The organism is Martelella mediterranea (assembly GCF_004342225.1).
GTDB lineage: Bacteria > Pseudomonadota > Alphaproteobacteria > Rhizobiales > Rhizobiaceae > Martelella > Martelella mediterranea_B.
Genome location: NZ_SMAR01000006.1, coordinates 105,953 through 121,874, shown reverse-complemented (window position 1 = coordinate 121,874; position 15,922 = coordinate 105,953). Strand labels below are relative to the sequence as shown.

Annotated in this window: 15 protein-coding genes and 2 pseudogenes; 7 read left to right on the top strand and 10 right to left on the bottom strand. The window is 59.7% G+C overall.

Features of this window, described 5'->3' with window-relative positions; all coding sequences use genetic code 11:
* The first annotated feature begins 36 nt into the window (after positions 1–36).
* The 6 genes from EDC90_RS06185 to EDC90_RS06160 are packed head-to-tail and all read left to right on the top strand — an operon-like array spanning position 37 to position 4,109.
* Entirely contained in the window at positions 37–654 is a 618-nt protein-coding gene (locus tag EDC90_RS06185; protein ID WP_018065776.1) for a cation transporter, read from the top strand.
* Positions 647–1,150 (top strand): copper chaperone PCu(A)C, encoded by a 504-nt coding sequence (locus tag EDC90_RS06180; RefSeq protein WP_009452628.1) that lies wholly within the window; start codon positions 647–649, stop codon positions 1,148–1,150. Before EDC90_RS06185 ends, EDC90_RS06180 begins: the two co-directional genes overlap by 8 nt.
* Positions 1,147–1,767 (top strand): SCO family protein, encoded by a 621-nt coding sequence (locus EDC90_RS06175; RefSeq protein ID WP_009452629.1) that lies wholly within the window; start codon positions 1,147–1,149, stop codon positions 1,765–1,767. Before EDC90_RS06180 ends, EDC90_RS06175 begins: the two co-directional genes overlap by 4 nt.
* A complete protein-coding gene (locus EDC90_RS06170) occupies positions 1,767–2,510 on the top strand; it encodes a cytochrome c biogenesis CcdA family protein (RefSeq protein ID WP_018065777.1) in 744 nt (247 codons plus the stop codon). The genes EDC90_RS06175 and EDC90_RS06170 overlap by 1 nt, the downstream gene beginning before the upstream one ends.
* Before the next feature lie 25 nt (positions 2,511–2,535).
* Positions 2,536–3,000, top strand: coding sequence for a signal peptidase II (lspA, locus tag EDC90_RS06165; protein ID WP_009452631.1), 465 nt, complete (start codon positions 2,536–2,538; stop codon positions 2,998–3,000).
* Positions 2,997–4,109: a flavin-containing monooxygenase gene (locus tag EDC90_RS06160; protein WP_024706425.1), complete on the top strand. Its 1,113-nt coding sequence runs from the start codon at positions 2,997–2,999 to the stop codon at positions 4,107–4,109. The genes lspA and EDC90_RS06160 overlap by 4 nt, the downstream gene beginning before the upstream one ends.
* 155 nt (positions 4,110–4,264) lie before the next feature.
* Here the strand turns inward: EDC90_RS06160 and EDC90_RS06155 are convergent.
* From EDC90_RS06155 to EDC90_RS06110, 10 genes and pseudogenes are all read right to left on the bottom strand, one after another.
* Positions 4,265–4,630: pseudogene (locus EDC90_RS06155) on the bottom strand (IS6 family transposase); the annotation flags it as partial.
* Between the two features lie 101 nt (positions 4,631–4,731).
* Positions 4,732–5,664 (bottom strand): hypothetical protein, encoded by a 933-nt coding sequence (locus EDC90_RS06150; RefSeq protein WP_132309637.1) that lies wholly within the window; start codon positions 5,662–5,664, stop codon positions 4,732–4,734.
* Between the two features lie 284 nt (positions 5,665–5,948).
* Positions 5,949–6,173 carry a hypothetical protein gene (locus EDC90_RS06145; RefSeq protein WP_132309635.1) on the bottom strand — a complete coding sequence of 75 codons (225 nt, stop codon included), beginning with the start codon at positions 6,171–6,173 and terminating at the stop codon, positions 5,949–5,951.
* Between the two features lie 261 nt (positions 6,174–6,434).
* Positions 6,435–7,175 carry an SH3 domain-containing protein gene (locus EDC90_RS06140; protein ID WP_132309633.1) on the bottom strand — a complete coding sequence of 247 codons (741 nt, stop codon included), beginning with the start codon at positions 7,173–7,175 and terminating at the stop codon, positions 6,435–6,437.
* Positions 7,176–7,451: a hypothetical protein gene (locus EDC90_RS06135; protein WP_132309631.1), complete on the bottom strand. Its 276-nt coding sequence runs from the start codon at positions 7,449–7,451 to the stop codon at positions 7,176–7,178.
* Positions 7,452–7,540: 89 nt separating this feature from the next.
* Positions 7,541–8,860, bottom strand: coding sequence for an SH3 domain-containing protein (locus EDC90_RS06130; RefSeq protein ID WP_132309629.1), 1,320 nt, complete (start codon positions 8,858–8,860; stop codon positions 7,541–7,543).
* Complete coding sequence (locus EDC90_RS06125) at positions 8,857–10,605, bottom strand: vWA domain-containing protein (protein WP_132309627.1); 1,749 nt, start codon at positions 10,603–10,605, stop codon at positions 8,857–8,859. Before EDC90_RS06125 ends, EDC90_RS06130 begins: the two co-directional genes overlap by 4 nt.
* Before the next feature lie 590 nt (positions 10,606–11,195).
* The gene (locus EDC90_RS06120; RefSeq protein ID WP_132309625.1) at positions 11,196–12,203 is read right to left on the bottom strand and encodes a hypothetical protein; all 1,008 of its coding nucleotides are present in this window, start codon (positions 12,201–12,203) and stop codon (positions 11,196–11,198) included.
* A gap of 52 nt (positions 12,204–12,255) precedes the next feature.
* Positions 12,256–13,305: a hypothetical protein gene (locus EDC90_RS06115; protein WP_132309623.1), complete on the bottom strand. Its 1,050-nt coding sequence runs from the start codon at positions 13,303–13,305 to the stop codon at positions 12,256–12,258.
* A 534-nt stretch (positions 13,306–13,839) separates the two neighbouring features.
* Positions 13,840–14,439 (bottom strand): annotated as a pseudogene (locus EDC90_RS06110) (Mu transposase domain-containing protein); the annotation flags it as partial.
* A 253-nt stretch (positions 14,440–14,692) separates the two neighbouring features.
* On the opposite strand from EDC90_RS06110, the gene EDC90_RS06105 reads away from it, so the two are divergent.
* A complete protein-coding gene (locus EDC90_RS06105) occupies positions 14,693–15,922 on the top strand; it encodes an IS110 family transposase (RefSeq protein ID WP_132309621.1) in 1,230 nt (409 codons plus the stop codon).

Here is a 15,922-nt window from a genome sequence, read left to right as displayed (position 1 = left end):
CTTCCACTTCTCGCCAAGAAAGCCGAGGTGTAATTTATGAGTAATCAGTCCAAGGGCAGTGCCACTTCATCCGAGAAGAGCGAACAATGGGCGCTCGCATGGGTGCTTGCGATCAATACGGCCCAGGCAGCCATTGTGGGGGGATTAGGGTGGTGGGCTCAGTCAACAGGATTGATGGGCTCTGCACTCGATAATCTTGGCGATGCCGGTGTCTACGCTATTAGCCTTTTCGTCGTAGGTCGCGGTTTGGCGGCGAAGGTTCGAGTTGCCCGGCTGTCGGGTATCCTTCTGATGGTTTTCGCTGGTCTTCTTCTATTTGAAGTCGGTCGTCGCTTCTTCACTGGCTCCGATCCGATAGGGCCGGTCATGATTGCCGTGGCAATCGCGAGCGCGCTTACGAATATGATCTGCATGTGGTTCCTGAATTCTCATCGGGAAGGCGGCGTGCATCTGCAAGCCTCATGGATTTTCACGACAAACGACATGCTCGTGAACTCAGCCATCGCGCTTTCGGGTCTGGCCGTAATCCTTTTCAATTCGCCCTACCCGGATCTGATCATCGGCCTGGGCGTGGTTGTTGTCGTTGTCAGAAGCGGCTTGGAAATTCTTGAAAAGGCCGGGGAAGCTGGAGAGAAAGTTAATCAACATGATTAGTTCACGAGCCCTATCCGCCGCCTTCCTTACCCTTGCGGTATTGATCTCTCCTGCCGTTGGTCACGACTTCCAAGCCGGTTCGATCACCATCAATCATCCGTGGTCGCGCGCGACTCCGCCGGTCGCGCCGGTAGCCGGCGGCTATCTGACGCTAACGAACGATGGCGGTATGGCCGACCGTCTGGTTTCGATCTCATCACCTCTGTCAGAACGGGCGGAAATCCACGAGTCGACCGTGATCGACGGGGTTGCCAGCATGAGGCCGGTGCAAAATGGCATCGAAATTGGGGCTGGCAAGACGGTCGAACTTCAACCTGGCGGTATACACATCATGTTTTTGAAGCCATCGCGTCCTTTGAAGGAAGGGGAGCGGTTTGCCGCAACACTGGTGTTCGAGCAGGCCGGTACCATCGACGTTGAGTTCGCTGTGCAGAACATGGGTGCTCGTCCGGAATTTGCGAACGAACATGACGGGCACGGAGAGGCTGTCCAATGAGCGGCGTCAAACTTTTCCGTCTTGTTGCATGGGTTGCCGTCGCCGCTGTCGGTGGGCTTTTCATCGGCTTGTCAGTGTCCAAGCCTTGGCAGCAGCAAAATGCGGCGGTCGCGTCTTCGACAGGCATCGCAGCTATCGGCGGCCCGTTCCAGCTCACATCGCATCAAGGCGGGACGATCGACAATGCCGCGCTTGCTGGAAAGCCTTATCTCGCCTTCTTCGGCTTCACCCATTGTCCCGATGTGTGTCCGACGACGCTCTACGAACTCAGCGATCTCATGAACGAGCTCGGGCCGGTGGCCGACCAGTTCAACGTACTGTTCTTCACCGTCGATCCCGAACGAGACAGCCAAGAGCTGCTGGCTCAATACATGACAGCCTTTGATGATCGCATCCTCGCATTGCGGGGAAATCGACAGGAAACGGACGCCGTGGTGAAGGCCTTTGCGGCCTACGCGCGAAAAGTGCCTCTGGAGGGGGGCGAATACACGATGGATCACACCGCAGGCGTCTACATGATGGATGCCGAGAGCCAATTCGTCGGCACGCTCGACATGCACGAGCCGCGTGAGATTCGCTTGCAGAAGCTCCGCCGTCTAGTGGGCGAGATTGGCTGATGGAGTTCTCCAGTATCGGAATGGCGACGGCTTTCGCCGCTGGCGTTATATCCTTCCTGTCGCCCTGCGTTCTGCCGCTGGTGCCGGGCTATATTTCCTACGTTGCAGGCCGCACGATTAGCCCGGACGGAATTGCGGCCGATACAGAATTCAGGGCAGCGGGCCGAACTCTCGGCCTCAGCCTCTGCTTCGTGCTCGGCTTCACGACCGTGTTTGTCATCCTTGGGGCCAGCGCCACCGTGTTGAGCCGGCTCTTGCGCATGTATCTTTTCGAAGCGAACCTGATTGGCGGAGGGATCGTTATCGTCTTCGGCCTATTCACGACCGGCCTCGTACCAATGCCCTGGCTCAATCGTGAAGCCCGGTTCCATGCCAATCCGGGCAGCGGAAGCGCTGGGGCCGCTTATCTCCTGGGTCTCGCTTTTGCGTTCGGCTGGGCTCCCTGCATCGGACCAGTGCTAGGTGCGATTCTGACCCTCTCCGCTGCCAACGCCACGGTTGCAAGCGGAACGACGCTGCTCGCCGTCTATTCCCTGGGCCTTGGCCTCCCTTTCATCTTGGCGGCTTTATTCATGCGCGGGTTCATGGCGCGGATGATGTCGATGCGCCGCACCGGCCGGGTGCTCAAAATCGTCGCTGGTGGGGTGATGGTGGTGATGGGCATCGCCATGATCACCGGCCATCTCTCTAGCTTTGCAATATGGCTGCTCCAGACGTTCCCGGCCCTCGGTCGGATCGGCTAAGCCGGAGTTTAAAGGACATTCGGACATGCTCAGGCTCGGCCTTCCACTCGCCCTTGGCGGGTTTTTCATTGATCAGGCGACGAAGTGGTGGGTCATGGACCATGTTATGAATCCACCTCAGGTCATTCCCGTCACCGGCTTCTTTAATCTCGTGCTCGGCTTTAACACCGGCGTGAGCTTCGGATTGTTCGGCCAGGCGCCGGTTTGGCTCCTGATGGCGTTCCCGCTCGCTATAGTCGCCGGCCTCCTTATCTGGATCCATCGAAGCGACAGCCGCCTGACGGCATCCGCCCTCGGGCTCGTGGTTGGGGGGGCGCTCGGCAATCTGCTCGACCGGCTCCGGCAGGGTGCCGTGACGGATTTCCTGGATTTTTACATCGGCAGCTATCATTGGCCCGCCTTCAATCTTGCCGACGTGGCGATTGTCTGTGGGGTAGGGCTTTTGCTGATGGAGAGCATTCTGGTAAAAGGCAAAGCAAAGGCTGCATGAACAGAAGCCCTCGCCAGCTATCCGTGAGCCATGGTTCGGAGGAAATAGACGTTCTAGTGATCGGCGCGGGTCAAGCGGGACTCGCAGCCGGCTATTATCTTGCCCGACCAGAGCTTTCATTCCAAATCGTCGATCGCCATGCCCGCGTCGGCGACAGTTGGCGCCATCGCTACGATTCCCTGACCCTGTTCACTCCGCGCGCATTTAGTTCGCTGCCTGGTCTTGCGCTCGATGGGGACCCAGAAGGCTATCCAACGCGAGACGAGTTTGCGAATTATCTCGAAACCTACGCCAGCCATTTCGACCTACCGGTGCATTCCGGAAATGGTGTGGCTCGGCTCGAACGCCGGGCCGATGAGCGGTTCGCCGCGCAACTCGACGATGGCAGGTACATAGTAGCGAAGGCAGTGATCGTCGCGACGGGTGCGTTTCAGAAACCGATAATCCCAACGATTGCTGCCGGCTTCGACAGCGCAGTCAAGCAACTAACACCGGAAAGTTATCACAATCCCAGTGATCTCCCGCTTGGCATGGTCCTTATTGTCGGAGATGGAGCAAGCGGACGCGACATCGCAGCCGAGCTGGCTTTGACCCATGAAGTGGTGCTTGCGGCTGGACGCAGCCGCCGTCTGTTTCCCGAGCGCATTCTGGGCCAGAGTACATGGTGGTGGCTGCACACATTGGGCTTGATGAGAGCAAGGCCCGAATCGACGATAGGACGCGTGATGCGGCGCGCGGACCCCTTTCCTGACAGGGATCGGAGCCTTGACGACTTGGAACGAAGGGGCGTAGCCGTCGCGAAACGCTTAGTCTCTTCACAAGACCGCCTCGCATTCTTTGCCGATGGATCGAAACGGGTGATCGATTCCGTCATCTGGTGCATCGGATATCGAGACGATAGCGCATGGCTCCAGATTCCAGGCAGTACCCGTTCCAACGGAAGCATTCTGCAAGAAGGCAGCCTTTCTCCCGTACCGGGCCTTTTTCATCTAGGACGTCCGTGGCAGCGAAATCGTGCTTCAGCCTTCGTGATGGGCGCTGGTGAAGATGCTTCCGCAGTTGTCGCCGCATGCGCGAAATTCTGCTCCGGTCGCGACGTGCCGGTATGATAGGTCGCGGTGACGTCGGCCACCTGCAGCGTCTGGTTTCAGAAGCAATGACCTGCCTCAGGGACGTCCCGGATGGCGTCGCTTGTTGCCCGACCGCGTTGGTACCGTCCAGCAGGTTCCTACCGTGAATCTATGTCCCAATAATGCACAGGGGCCATCAGGCGTTTGGCGGCCTTGGCATTGCGGCGGCTTTGCACCAGAACGTCGAGAACGAAGCCATCCTGATCGACAGCCCGCCACAGCCAGTGTTTCTTGCCGCCAATGGAGATGACGACCTCATCGAGGTACCATTTGTCGCCGAGCCTGCCGGCGGATCGCCTCCGGATATCATTGGCGAAATGCCTGCCGAATTTCTCCACCCAGAGGCGTACGGTCTGGTGCGAAACGATGACCCCACGCGCCGCCAGCAGGTCTTCGACCATGCGCAGACTGAGTGGAAAACGAAGATAGAGCCAGACGGCATGAGCAATCACCTCGGCTGGAAACCGGTGGCGGCGATAAAGGGGATCACGGCCTGTCATGGCCCGTTATTCACACATCAACTTCCACATTCCGTTAAGTTGACGATGCCGCCTTATGTCTCCTGCTCTCGAATGTTGTGCGGCCTTGTTGCCTTACCGGATCAGCGCAGTTTCCCGTCGCTCAGCGGACCGACCGTGAAGCCGTCTTCGGCCAGTTGCGCCGCGCCGTCCTGAAGGGCAGCCGCGAGGGCGGCATCGCCGGACCCCGGGACCTCAGCCCGGCGCTTGGCGAGGATTTTTCCGGTCTCGATATCGACGATCTGTGCGAACACCTCGACGCCCGCCGGATTCTTCAACTCGATGATCGTGAAGTCAAGCATCCGGCGCGGCGGATCGAGCGTACCCTCCTCGGCGCCGCAGATTTCGCGAAACCGCGTGGCGGCGCGCGTGGCGGGCAGGATCACGTTGCCACTCCCGAGAAGAAAGCGCAGATGCAGGGAGCTGGTGTTTCGGGTCTCTTCGATGAAGTCGGTTTCTAACTGGCTGGCCCGAAAATAATCGCTCAGTGTGAAATCGGTCGATGGCGGGGTCAGCCCACGCGCTGCCAGAAACGAACGCGCAGCCGAATTCTCGCGCGAGAAATCATGGCGGTCGCCGTCGAATATGCAATCCACGGGCTGATGTTCGGTCGCTTTCACGAGCGTCAGCTTCATGCCGCGCTGCACCATCATGCCGCCGCCGAAAGCATCCATCCAGCTGTCAATATGGCGCGGCGTCAGGGCGTTGAACCTGTAGATGCGCTTGGCCCCGCCACCCGTCAGCGTGCCGCTCCAACCGGAGGTGGCCGACCGGACGATGGGCATGCGCTGCCCCTGACCTTCCACGACGATCCGGTTGCAGCCGTCATAGATCAGATCGACGGTGCCTTCGTTGCGTTTGCGTGGATCGATCTGGACCATGCCGGCCGATGACATGATCACATCGCCCGATATCGCCTGATACCGGCCCTGGCAGGGCAGCGGCTCCGAGGCTGCAGTCGAAACGCTCAGGGCGAGCGCCACAAGACTCTGCATCGCCGTTCTGGTGTAGGTCATCCCGGAAAAAGCTCCTGTTTTCGTGGTCGGTGCCATTCGTGCGAACCGCTGCACCGTATTTCCGGCGAAAATGTCAGATTCGCCGCGGAGATGCCCCGTCCGTTTGTAGGGGATTGAAGCAATTTTTTGAATCTTCTAAGATTTACCAATCCGTAGGTCCAATGTGTAGCAGAGCGAACAGTCGGAAAATTCCCGCCAAGAGCGGAATAAGGTTCAGCCGTGTCAGCGCATCTCCGTCCATGCTGCTATCAAACCTTAGACAGCGGCCATTGCTCAGGCGGAGCTCAACCGGTGGGCGATCGCGGCGATGCAGCCGAGCTCACCGGCTCCGAGAGTGTGCCAAAATCAACCGGCAAGAAGACCGTGCCGCGATCCGGCGACCATAGAGCTTTCTTCTTTAAGTCGCGCCGCCAGCCGTAGATCTGGGAGAGCGTGATCTCTTGGCGCTGCGTGACCTGTGTCACCGAGGCTCCAAACACGCCCACCTCCGAAAGGATATCCAGCTTCAACGTCGCTCAACGTCCAGCACCTCGCACTGCATCGCTTCTCCCCATAAGACACGTCAGTAAAGACGTCGTTATGCACCGGATTCCACTTGTTCGCCCGACGCTCTAGCTTGCGGCGCCGACAGGCGGCACCAATCGAGTGCCGGACGTCCACTATATGTTCAAGCGTCAACCATTTGGGGTTCGCAACATTCGCCAGCGCAGGATGGAAAAGATCATCGTGTCCGGGTTGCTCACCGGAGGAAGGCAAGGCAGGCGCGGCACCTAATCCCGCGCACAGGAAAAGGCCCGGAGCTGGGCCGAGACGATCTTGTTCCTGTTGGAGTGGACATCGAAATTAACCCTCACCGTGCGCCCCAATCGGTCGTTGCGCGCAATGCTTTGCCGTTCAACAGCAACGATACGCTGCGCGTGACGATCATTCTCGGTCCGATAGGATATCGCGCCTCGACATGCGATCAACACGCTGTCACTGCGGTTGGGATCATATTCTTCGGGGGACAGCTGGACACGGACGCTTACGCCACATTTTCTTATGCCGCTGTTGCCAAAGAGGGGTCGACGGCAGTCGAAGTCGAGCTTGCTGATTCTGAGCGGCCCGGCCCGGTTATAGGATGGATAGTGACCTGCCGCTGATCTTTCATCCAGCCGCGACCGGAGCCCGGCGCTTGTATCCGCAGGTCTGCCCAAGAACTGTGTCGACAGCCACCCTTCGGCGGCGCCTCCATTGCTGTCCTGAACAAAGACCCGCGCCCAATCCCCCTTGCGCTCAAGAATACTGACAACCGTTCTGCGGGGAAGGGTACGAATAACAGATGCCTCGGTATTCGGAGACGCGCGCAGATTCAGCGCCCGAGCGTCAACAAACGCGTATGTACCGATGTCCTGCGCAGAGGCCGTGATGCCGAAGCCCAGGCATGCGTAAACGGCGAGCGCCGCGACAAACCCGCGTGCAATGCTGGAACGTCCGCTCGTTTTCTCAGTCTTGTTACGCAACCAGACCATTTAAACCGATCCTCTCTGTAGCGTGACGCGGCGCGTGTCCGCACTGTGGCCATTCCCGGAAATGTAGTCGTCCAGCGACCGGTCCACCTCCGCGGGGATTTCAGGCAGAAGGTCCATGACGGCGTCCTGGGCTGTCGCCGCGTTGATCCCCGGTTCGTCGTCATCTTGCGCCTGCGCGAAAGCGGGCATGGAGGACACAAGGAGCGCGCCAACCAGAGTGGTCCCGGCAAGCGCAATCAAGTGTTTCAGCATTGGTTTGCAGTATTTCAATGTCATAGCGCTTTCCTACCCTGGTGATGCGTCTTGAATGCGCTCCGGGGCCGATACTGCTGATCGCAAAGGGCGGTATTGGCTTGCAATGACGGTCAGGGGCACAAGCCACCATCGGGCGGAAGTTTCGGGCCGCGCTGGCATTCGTAAGCCTCTGCACGGTATACCGTGGGCGTCTGAGCGTTCTCCCCCATCGGAATGCCGATCAGACGCCGCCAGATTGCGGCGACCGAGTCGTCCTTCATCCCGCCCCGGCGCATACCCGCATCCAGGACGGAATCCTGCGCAAGGTCGATCTCGATCACCGCCTCAAGGAAGGGATCGGGCAAAGCGGGGGACTCGCGAAATCTCCCCATCTCGCGAAGATTGCTCTCAAGCGCCAGTTGGTCTATGGCAGCCGCGGGGGTCAGCAAGCCTGCGCGCGCGAACTGAAAGGGAACGGGTTCGCCATTCAGCGGCCTTTCCTCCTCCACGCTCCAAGGGGCGGCACCGTCAATATTTATGCCGGTCGAAAGGCAAGGGCTCTTCAGACACCTCATATCCTGCGCCTGCGCATCGGACAGCTCGGTCCGGCCCGCAGCTATTATGTCTGACGTCGCCCCCTGCACAGGTCTGGTGACCAGGCGCCAGGACACATGCGGGCCAACGTCGAACGCTTCGGGAGGGCCGACGTGTTCGTCCCCATATGAATCGAGGGCGTCCTGCCGAATGGCCGATCCCATGCTGAAACGGTCCACCTGAATGAAGCTGACGGGATAGGGAACGCGGCTCGCAAGATCCGGAAACTGTTCAATTCCATAGGTGATGCGGTAGCGGACCCGGTCGCGCACCCCCTCGGCGGCTTCGAGAGCCAGAACCGCCATGGTCATTGGTCTGATCCGCGCGGTCGGTAAAAAAGGCGAGGATTGCTCATTCACCGGTTCCAGCGTGGCAATAATCTGGTCAAGAACTTGTAGGGTGTCGAGCGTTTCATAGCCATCCATGAAACGATTTGACAACAGCATTAGCGAGTCAGCTTCGTTCGATTGACCCAAAGTGTCGGGCAATGCGGGCGCGGCATTGTCGGCGGTGATGAAGCGTTGCGCCACCCAGCCGATGCTGTCCATGTTGGTGTCGCGCATCAGGCACCAAGGCGGCGGAAGGGCGCGCAACTGCGCGTCGGACATCTTTTTATCGTGGCGCGGCGGATAGAAGGGAACGCAGGTGATCAGCTCCAAGCCGCGCGCGTCGGGTGCGAATTCATCGATCACCGGATAGTCGGTGCCTGGCCCCATGCGGACGTTCAGCCCATCTCCCGCCGCTACGCCGGTGACGTGCCAGGAACCCGGGCCGTGACCGTTTGTTCCAGCCCACGCGACGGGGACCGTGACGATGGCGGCGGTGACGGCGACGGAAAGAGCTCGGCGTATCATCATTTCACCTTCACCACGGACCGTCCAAGCACCTCACGCCCGGAAACGTCCAGAAACCGAACCTCATAGAGGCCTGCCTCATTCGGTATTTTCAGATCCAGGCTTTTTTGCTCACCGACCTTCTGCACCGAAATCCAGCTGAAATCGGGCTGATCCTTGTGGGCAAGCGCGATCCGCTGATCAGTGCTGTCGCTCTCCCCGGCCCAGGTTACCTTGATTGTCGCGCCCGGTGCAGCGGTCTTCGGCACAGACAGACCCGCGCCATCGTCGAGTGGCGCCTCGGCACCAACCACTTCCAAAGGCGCGCTTGCCAACGTGCGGCGGCCCTGCTCGAGCACATAGCGCAACTCGTAGAGTCCGGGAGTGTCGGGAGCAGTCAGGCGGCCTTCGCTGGCGTCCTTGACGCGGATGTAATCGTTGGCCGTGCCCTCGTCCGCACCCATCGGAACAATCGTGACAAAGTCGCGCCCGTTGATCGAACCCGACCAGCTGACATCCACATCCGACTTGGCGCGCACAGTACCGGGGCCAGCGATTCCGACCTCGGCCTCGACCACCTCGACCGGAACGCTTGCCAGCGTACGGCGGCCCTGTTCGAGCGCATAGCGTAACTCGTAAAGGCCGGGTGTGCCGGGGGCCGTCAGGCGGCCTTCGCTGGCATCCTTGACGCGGATGTAGTCGTTTGCCGTGCCTTCGTCCGCACTTGCCGGAACGATGGTGATGAAGTCGCGCCCGTTGATCGAACCCGACCAGCTGAAATCAAAGACGGAGCCGGTCGTAACCTGCTCGGGGCCGGTCAGCGTGACCTCGGCCTCGACCACCTCGACCGGAACGCTCGCCAGCGTGCGGCGGCCCTGTTCGAGCGCATAGCGCAACTCGTAAAGGCCGGGTGTGCCGGGGGCCGTCAGGCGGCCTTCGCTGGCATCCTTGACGCGGATGTAATCGTTTGCCGTGCCTTCGTCCGCACCTGCCGGAACGATGGTGATGAAGTCGCGCCCGTTGATCGAGCCCGACCAGCTGAAATCAAAGACAGAGCCGGTCGTAACCTGCTCGGGGCCGGTCAGCGTGACCTCGGGCAGGTCTGGCTCCGGATCTGGCGGGGTCGACGGCACTTCTTCTATCGTTTCCGTCACCTGCGTCAGGGCATCGTTCAATTCAGCCGCATTGCTGGCGGAGACAAACATGCCGCCCGTATTTTCGGCGATGCAAGAAAGATTGGCGTTCTCATCCTTCTTCAGATCGAAGCCGACGACATGAGCGGTGAACTTCACGCCCTGTTTGGCTAACTGTGCAGAAAGCGCGCACGGATCAGCATTGCAGGTTTCCACGCCGTCCGAGATCAATACGACCGTCGCGGGATTATCGCGATAAGACAGCAGATCGGCTGCCTGTTGCACTGATGCAGAGATAGGTGTCTTGCCCACTGGCTTGATCGAGTTGACCGTCTTGATAAAACTGGTCTTGTCCAACGGACCGGGCGGGATCATCGTTTCAATGTCAAGGCAATCGCCCTGTCTGCGATGGCCATAAGCGACAAGGCCCAGATTTGTCCCATCGTCCCATTTGCCGACGAGATCGCCCAGCACGTCGCGGGCAATCTCTATCTTGCTGGTACCGTCGATCTGGCCCCACATGGAGCCCGAGGCGTCATAGACGATGACGACGTCGTCCGCCGCCCGCACAGGGGCGGCGGAAGCCATGGTGCCAGCCATTGCCATCAGGGCCAGTCTCGGTGCGGTCAGTTTCATCTTCCGGTTCTCCTCTTGACGATCGCGTGACGATTACTCTCAGTTCGATAGGAAATCGCGCCTCGACATGCGATCAGGACGCCGACGGTGCTGGTCGGTCAGCGACACGGCCAGTACGATGGGCACAATATGTCGCATGGTATCGACTCCTCATTTCAATCCGGCGGGTTCAGAAGAAAGAATATGCCCACGATGTCTCACCATGCTCACCTTGATCTTCGCGTTGTTGTTTTTCGGCCTGCGTCCGCTCCGATTTATAGTGAGGATATTCGTTGCACGCTGGGCGACCTGTACGCCCCGTTCGTTTGAACGGGGCGCCGGTGTAAAATGCAAAATAATGTCTTGCGACCAGCATCTCCCATTCAAGAGGTCGCAGGTTTACGATCACATCGGAACAATCTTACAAACAACCAGGAATAAATGAACAGCTCTGCAAGGTTGTGACTGTTTTCAGGAAATCATACATGCCCCGTTCCCTGTTTTCGCGTTCTATGGTCTTGATCTGCATGACCGTGGCGACCCCGGCGCTGGCGCAATCAAATGAAGCCCGCGAATATCCGTATTTGAGGCTTGCCGCGAAATGTCTTGTTTCAACTCTGTCCCATAGCGGGACCGGACGCTGACGTATCTCCAGCGGAGGCGTCGCCGCCCCCGAGGTTCAGGTAGCCGTCGAGCTCATGCCGGATATCGGAGGCGAGGGCGTCCACGTGGGCAATGCGCGTGTAAAACAGGGTGAAGTAGATCACCTTGATCGCCGTCACGAGCCGCGCGAGGATCGCGTTGCCTATGAAGGTTAGTAAGACAAGCACGAAGAGCGGCAGCCAGTTGAACAGCGTCTGTTCGTTGAACGGCAGCGCGTCTGGAATGCTGCCGAACAGGTCCCCCAGCCGGCCAGCGGAGAACGCAGCAGGCATCACGCCTCCGAATGCAAGGCCAAGGATGATGCCGAGGATGATCGCGATCAGATAGAGGGGCACCAGAACGCTGCGCACGACTCCGGCCATGATGTCGATCCCGAAGACACCGACCAGTGTTTCGGGGACGTGATCCTTCAGCGAGCGGAGACGCGCGCCCCCGTCGCGGAAACTCAGCTTGTCGATGGCGAAGACGGGCAGGAGAAAATGGTTCACCAGATCCCATATCTCGACCAGTGTGCCAAGAACGAGCCGGACGAAAAACCCACCGTTCCCGCGCCTCATGGCCACCCACGCGCCCGCCATGTCGATCAGCCCAAGGATCCGGGCGCGGCCTTTCAGGTCGGCGAGCTCCTTGCGCACGTTCTGCAGCGTCGCATCCCGTCCGCAGGCCGTGTCATAGATCAGTCGGCTCAACCGCAATTCCTGATGGTTGTAGTAAAAAAACTTGTAGATGAAGGCGACGACCATGGCCAAAAGCAGCAGGGTGCCTGTCCCTCCCATACCGACGACGATGGCGGCGACCCCGGCGAAGAACAGCACGACCACGAGGGTGGCGTAGATGCTCATCCGGATGATGGGCGACAGGATGTCCTTGTCGCGACCGATGATCGTGAATGTGTTCTTGAGCAGGTAGCCCAGTTGTGAAAACTGCGCTCCTATTCCCGGTTTCTCGAAATCCATGAGTTATCCTCCCTCGCTTCTGTAGTCTTTCACCCGGCGCATTGCGGGGCACTCAGGGCAGTTTGTGCCGACCCGTTACTGGCGATCCGATGGCCCGGTAGGCTTCACCGGCAGCTTCTGACCGGCCCCGGCTCCCCTTGTATTTCCCTTCGGCGTAATGGGCCTTCTTGAAAATATCAGTATCCGCGTCGAAAAGACCGGCCTGAACATCGTTGATGCCGTCTTCATCGATCGCGAAGAACTTGAACCGGAGGCGCCTCTCGGCCTCGGGCAGTTTCGTCTCCGGCGCGTCCGGCGCGCAGAAATCCGTCGTAGCGCCGGGATCGTCGACGCGGACCCGCCGCGTGGCAGAGCCTTCTGTTGTGACAGGCAGCAGGCGACCGTCCTCGTCGAGCAGGAGATTGACTTCGACGACTGTCGTGGTGTCGGGCGGAAAGACCTTGCAGGTCTTCACGCCGGTCAATTCGATGGGACAGCCCGGCTCACCTGGCATAATTTCGGTTATCCCCTCGTCCGACTGGCGGGTTTTCGCCACGGATCGCAAGGCCGAGATGTAGCGCCCGGCCTGATCCCTTGGCACGCCCAACTCGTCGGCGACAATGCTGATCACCTCGCTGCGCAGCGCGGGATCGACGGTCAGCCGGTCGTCGTCCGATTTTGTATTCGTCTGCTCGGGATTGCCGCAGCCCTCCATATCGGGGGTGTGCCCCTCCACAAGCGTCATTTCGAAGATCACGCCGCCGTCGGAGCCCGGAACCAGGATCTGGCCCGTCAGGCGGTCGGGGCTCCAGACATCGAACACGGCCGGTGCGCCCTGATGCGACCCGACATAATGCGTAGGATCGTTGGCGCTTTGCTTGAGAGGAATCGCCCCATCGCCATGAATCACCAACGTGCGCCCGCAATCCTTCACGTCGATGCGGACGGGCTGTTCGCGGTAGGGATTGGGCACGCCCGTGACCTTGCCCTGAACTGGCGGCGACGCGCCGGTGACGGCAGACATGTATTCCCCTTCGCAAACAGGGGCTGCTCCGGCGGCCTGAGACACGATCAGGAAGGTGGCAAATGTCATGAATACCCGGCTAAATGTGGTCATCGTCATTTTTTCTTTCCTGTCTTGTCGTGGTGCGGCTTCTGACCGTGGGGCCGGCAGGCATCATTCGCCGACCGAGGCACCTTTGCAGTCGTCGAGGACGGATTGGGCCAGCTTCTTGGCGACGGCCTTGTTCTCCTCGTTTTCGGCACTTACGTCTACTTGTAAGCTGAATTCGGTCGCTCCGGTCAGGACGTCGAGTTCCTTGGTGCGGATGTTCCACGCTGCGGCATCGCCGATATCGGCAACCGGCTCGAACATGATCCGCGCGGTGGCGGCACCCAGTATCTTGTTGGCGATCTTGCGTGTCTTTTCATCCTCGTCTTTCATGTTCTCGTTGATCGCGGCCGCGGCTTTCTCTCGCTCCTCTGCAGTCATGTTGTGATGGCCGCGATGGAAACGTTTGACGGGGTCTTTCGAATCACGGTCGTAGTAATCCGAATCCGTGTAGGCCTTGATGCCGCCCAGACTGATCATGTTCGGGATCGGGATTTCGATTTTCATGGTCGATCCGCTCATCGTTCGGGTGCGATCACCGGGCCAGGCCATATCGAAGCTTTCCAGCAGTCGAAGAACCTGCACGTATTCTCGCCGGCCATGCTTTGCCATGCGGCCTTCCATCAGACGGCACAGTGTCGCGAATTCCTCCGGCAGATCCCAGCCCTGCAAAGGGGCTGCCTGATCCAGCGCATTGATCTTCCGCTCGATCAGCGGCAGGTAATGAACAGGGTCGAAGATGACATCCTCCCGATCCCAGCTCCTGGGATGGCGGGCGATGACCTCGCCGCGGCAACCGATCACCACCTTGTCGACATAGCCTCGGACCCAAACGTCCTGGTGGCCATAGGCGACGGGCACGGAATAGTCGTTCGTCTTGTAGCGAACGAGAGACTGTGCCGTGACCCTGGCGCTGGCTTGGTCGCAGGCGTCAAATGGCGACGCTGGCAAGGACTGCATGGCAGCCAGATCGCGCAGCAGCCGTTCACCGATCGTCTCGCTCTCACCGCGCAGCCTGTCACATTGGCGCTTCCGGCACTGTTCTTCCAGAAAGGCGTTGAACGCATCCCAGGTCGGAAACTGCGGGATGGGGACCATGAAGTTACGCCGGGCATAACCGACCAGACCCTCGACGTTACCCTTATCTGGCATGATCACGCTGACGCCTCGATATCTTTGCCGCACTTCGGTGGCAGGCGCTATGGTGAGACCATTCGGGATGTGGGGCGTCGGGAGCACGCGAGTGCGGGCAGGCCGAGCGAAAGACATGGGCTGCGAGCCCGAGCCTTTATATGGTCGCCCCTGCGGCTTACCCGAATGCGCTGCGAGCGCGGATCCGTAGTTGCCGTGTAGCCCGCCAGCTCCTGAGAATTGGGATGACATAGCAAAGGAGGTAGATATGCGCATCATCGGCATGGATATCCACCGCGTCTTCGCCGAAGCGGTGGCTCTCGAAGATGGAGAAACCAAGCGACTTGGCCGGATCGGAATGACGCGGGAGCATCTGGAAGACTTTGCCAGAACACTTCTGCCGTCGGATCATGTCGTGGTGGAAGCGACCGGCAATGCGACCGCAGTTGTGGAGATTCTCGCTCCGCGCGTTGCAAGGGTGGCCGTGGCAAATCCGTTGCAGGTCCATCTGATCGCCAAGGCGAAGATCAAGACTGACGCGATCGACGCGCGCGTCCTGGCGCAACTCTACGCCGCCGGCTTCTTGCCGGAGGTCTGGATTCCGGACGCGGCAACCTTGGCTCGCCGACGTCAGGTGACGCGCCGAACGCAACTTGTCCGGCAACGGACCCGTCTAAAATCGGTCGTCCAGTCGATCCTGCACGCGAACCTGATTCCACCCTGCCCATTTGCCGATCTCTTCGGCGGCAAGGGTCGGAACTGGCTGCGGGCCCAGTATCTACCGGACGACGAGCGGGAGGCCATTGAACGGCACGTCGAGGAATACGACCGTCAGTCCGATGCACTCAAGGGAGTGGAACGTGACATTGCACGCGCCGCCTTGTCCGATCCGAACGTGACACGATTGATGACGATCCCGGGCATCGACATGGTGGTTGCTGTCGGACTGATGGCGGCGATCGGCAAAATCGAACGTTTTGACAACCCCGACAAGCTGGTTGCCTATATCGGCCTCAATCCAAGCGTCCATCAATCTAGTGATGGCCCCGCCCATCATGGTCGGATCACCAAACGCGGACGCGCAAATGCCCGCCATCTACTTGTCGAAGCGGCCTGGCAGACCGTGCGAAGTCCAGGGCCGTTGCGTGCCTTCTACGAGCGCGTGCGGAGCAAACGGGGCAATCACATTGCCGCAGTGGCGGTTGCCCGTAAGCTGGCAGTGATCATCTGGCACCTGCTGACCAAAGGTGAAGACTACAGCTGGGTTCGCCCCTCGCTACATGCCAAGAAACTGCGTGACCTCGAACTGCGCGCCGGACATCCGCCGAGACGCGGCCAGAAAGGTGCCGGCTACGACTACAACATCACGCAACGTCGCCGGGAGGAGCGCAACCGCGCTCAGCAGGCCGAAGGCGCATATAGGCGAATGACCGACGGATGGCGACAACGAGGGCCCCGCTCAAAACCCACGGACGCCACAAATGAGGAGCGACGATGA

Coding starts and splice junctions, on each gene's coding strand:
- EDC90_RS06135 (WP_132309631.1), bottom strand. CDS start 7,451: ATGACATTGAAATACTGCAAACCAATGCTGAAACACTTGATTGCGCTT.
- EDC90_RS06140 (WP_132309633.1), bottom strand. CDS start 7,175: ATGGTCTGGTTGCGTAACAAGACTGAGAAAACGAGCGGACGTTCCAGC.
- EDC90_RS06150 (WP_132309637.1), bottom strand. CDS start 5,664: ATGACCTACACCAGAACGGCGATGCAGAGTCTTGTGGCGCTCGCCCTG.
- EDC90_RS06115 (WP_132309623.1), bottom strand. CDS start 13,305: ATGACGATGACCACATTTAGCCGGGTATTCATGACATTTGCCACCTTC.
- EDC90_RS06185 (WP_018065776.1), top strand. CDS start 37: ATGAGTAATCAGTCCAAGGGCAGTGCCACTTCATCCGAGAAGAGCGAA.
- EDC90_RS06130 (WP_132309629.1), bottom strand. CDS start 8,860: ATGATGATACGCCGAGCTCTTTCCGTCGCCGTCACCGCCGCCATCGTC.
- EDC90_RS06105 (WP_132309621.1), top strand. CDS start 14,693: ATGCGCATCATCGGCATGGATATCCACCGCGTCTTCGCCGAAGCGGTG.
- EDC90_RS06120 (WP_132309625.1), bottom strand. CDS start 12,203: ATGGATTTCGAGAAACCGGGAATAGGAGCGCAGTTTTCACAACTGGGC.
- EDC90_RS06170 (WP_018065777.1), top strand. CDS start 1,767: ATGGAGTTCTCCAGTATCGGAATGGCGACGGCTTTCGCCGCTGGCGTT.
- EDC90_RS06125 (WP_132309627.1), bottom strand. CDS start 10,605: ATGAAACTGACCGCACCGAGACTGGCCCTGATGGCAATGGCTGGCACC.
- EDC90_RS06180 (WP_009452628.1), top strand. CDS start 647: ATGATTAGTTCACGAGCCCTATCCGCCGCCTTCCTTACCCTTGCGGTA.
- EDC90_RS06160 (WP_024706425.1), top strand. CDS start 2,997: ATGAACAGAAGCCCTCGCCAGCTATCCGTGAGCCATGGTTCGGAGGAA.
- lspA (WP_009452631.1), top strand. CDS start 2,536: ATGCTCAGGCTCGGCCTTCCACTCGCCCTTGGCGGGTTTTTCATTGAT.
- EDC90_RS06175 (WP_009452629.1), top strand. CDS start 1,147: ATGAGCGGCGTCAAACTTTTCCGTCTTGTTGCATGGGTTGCCGTCGCC.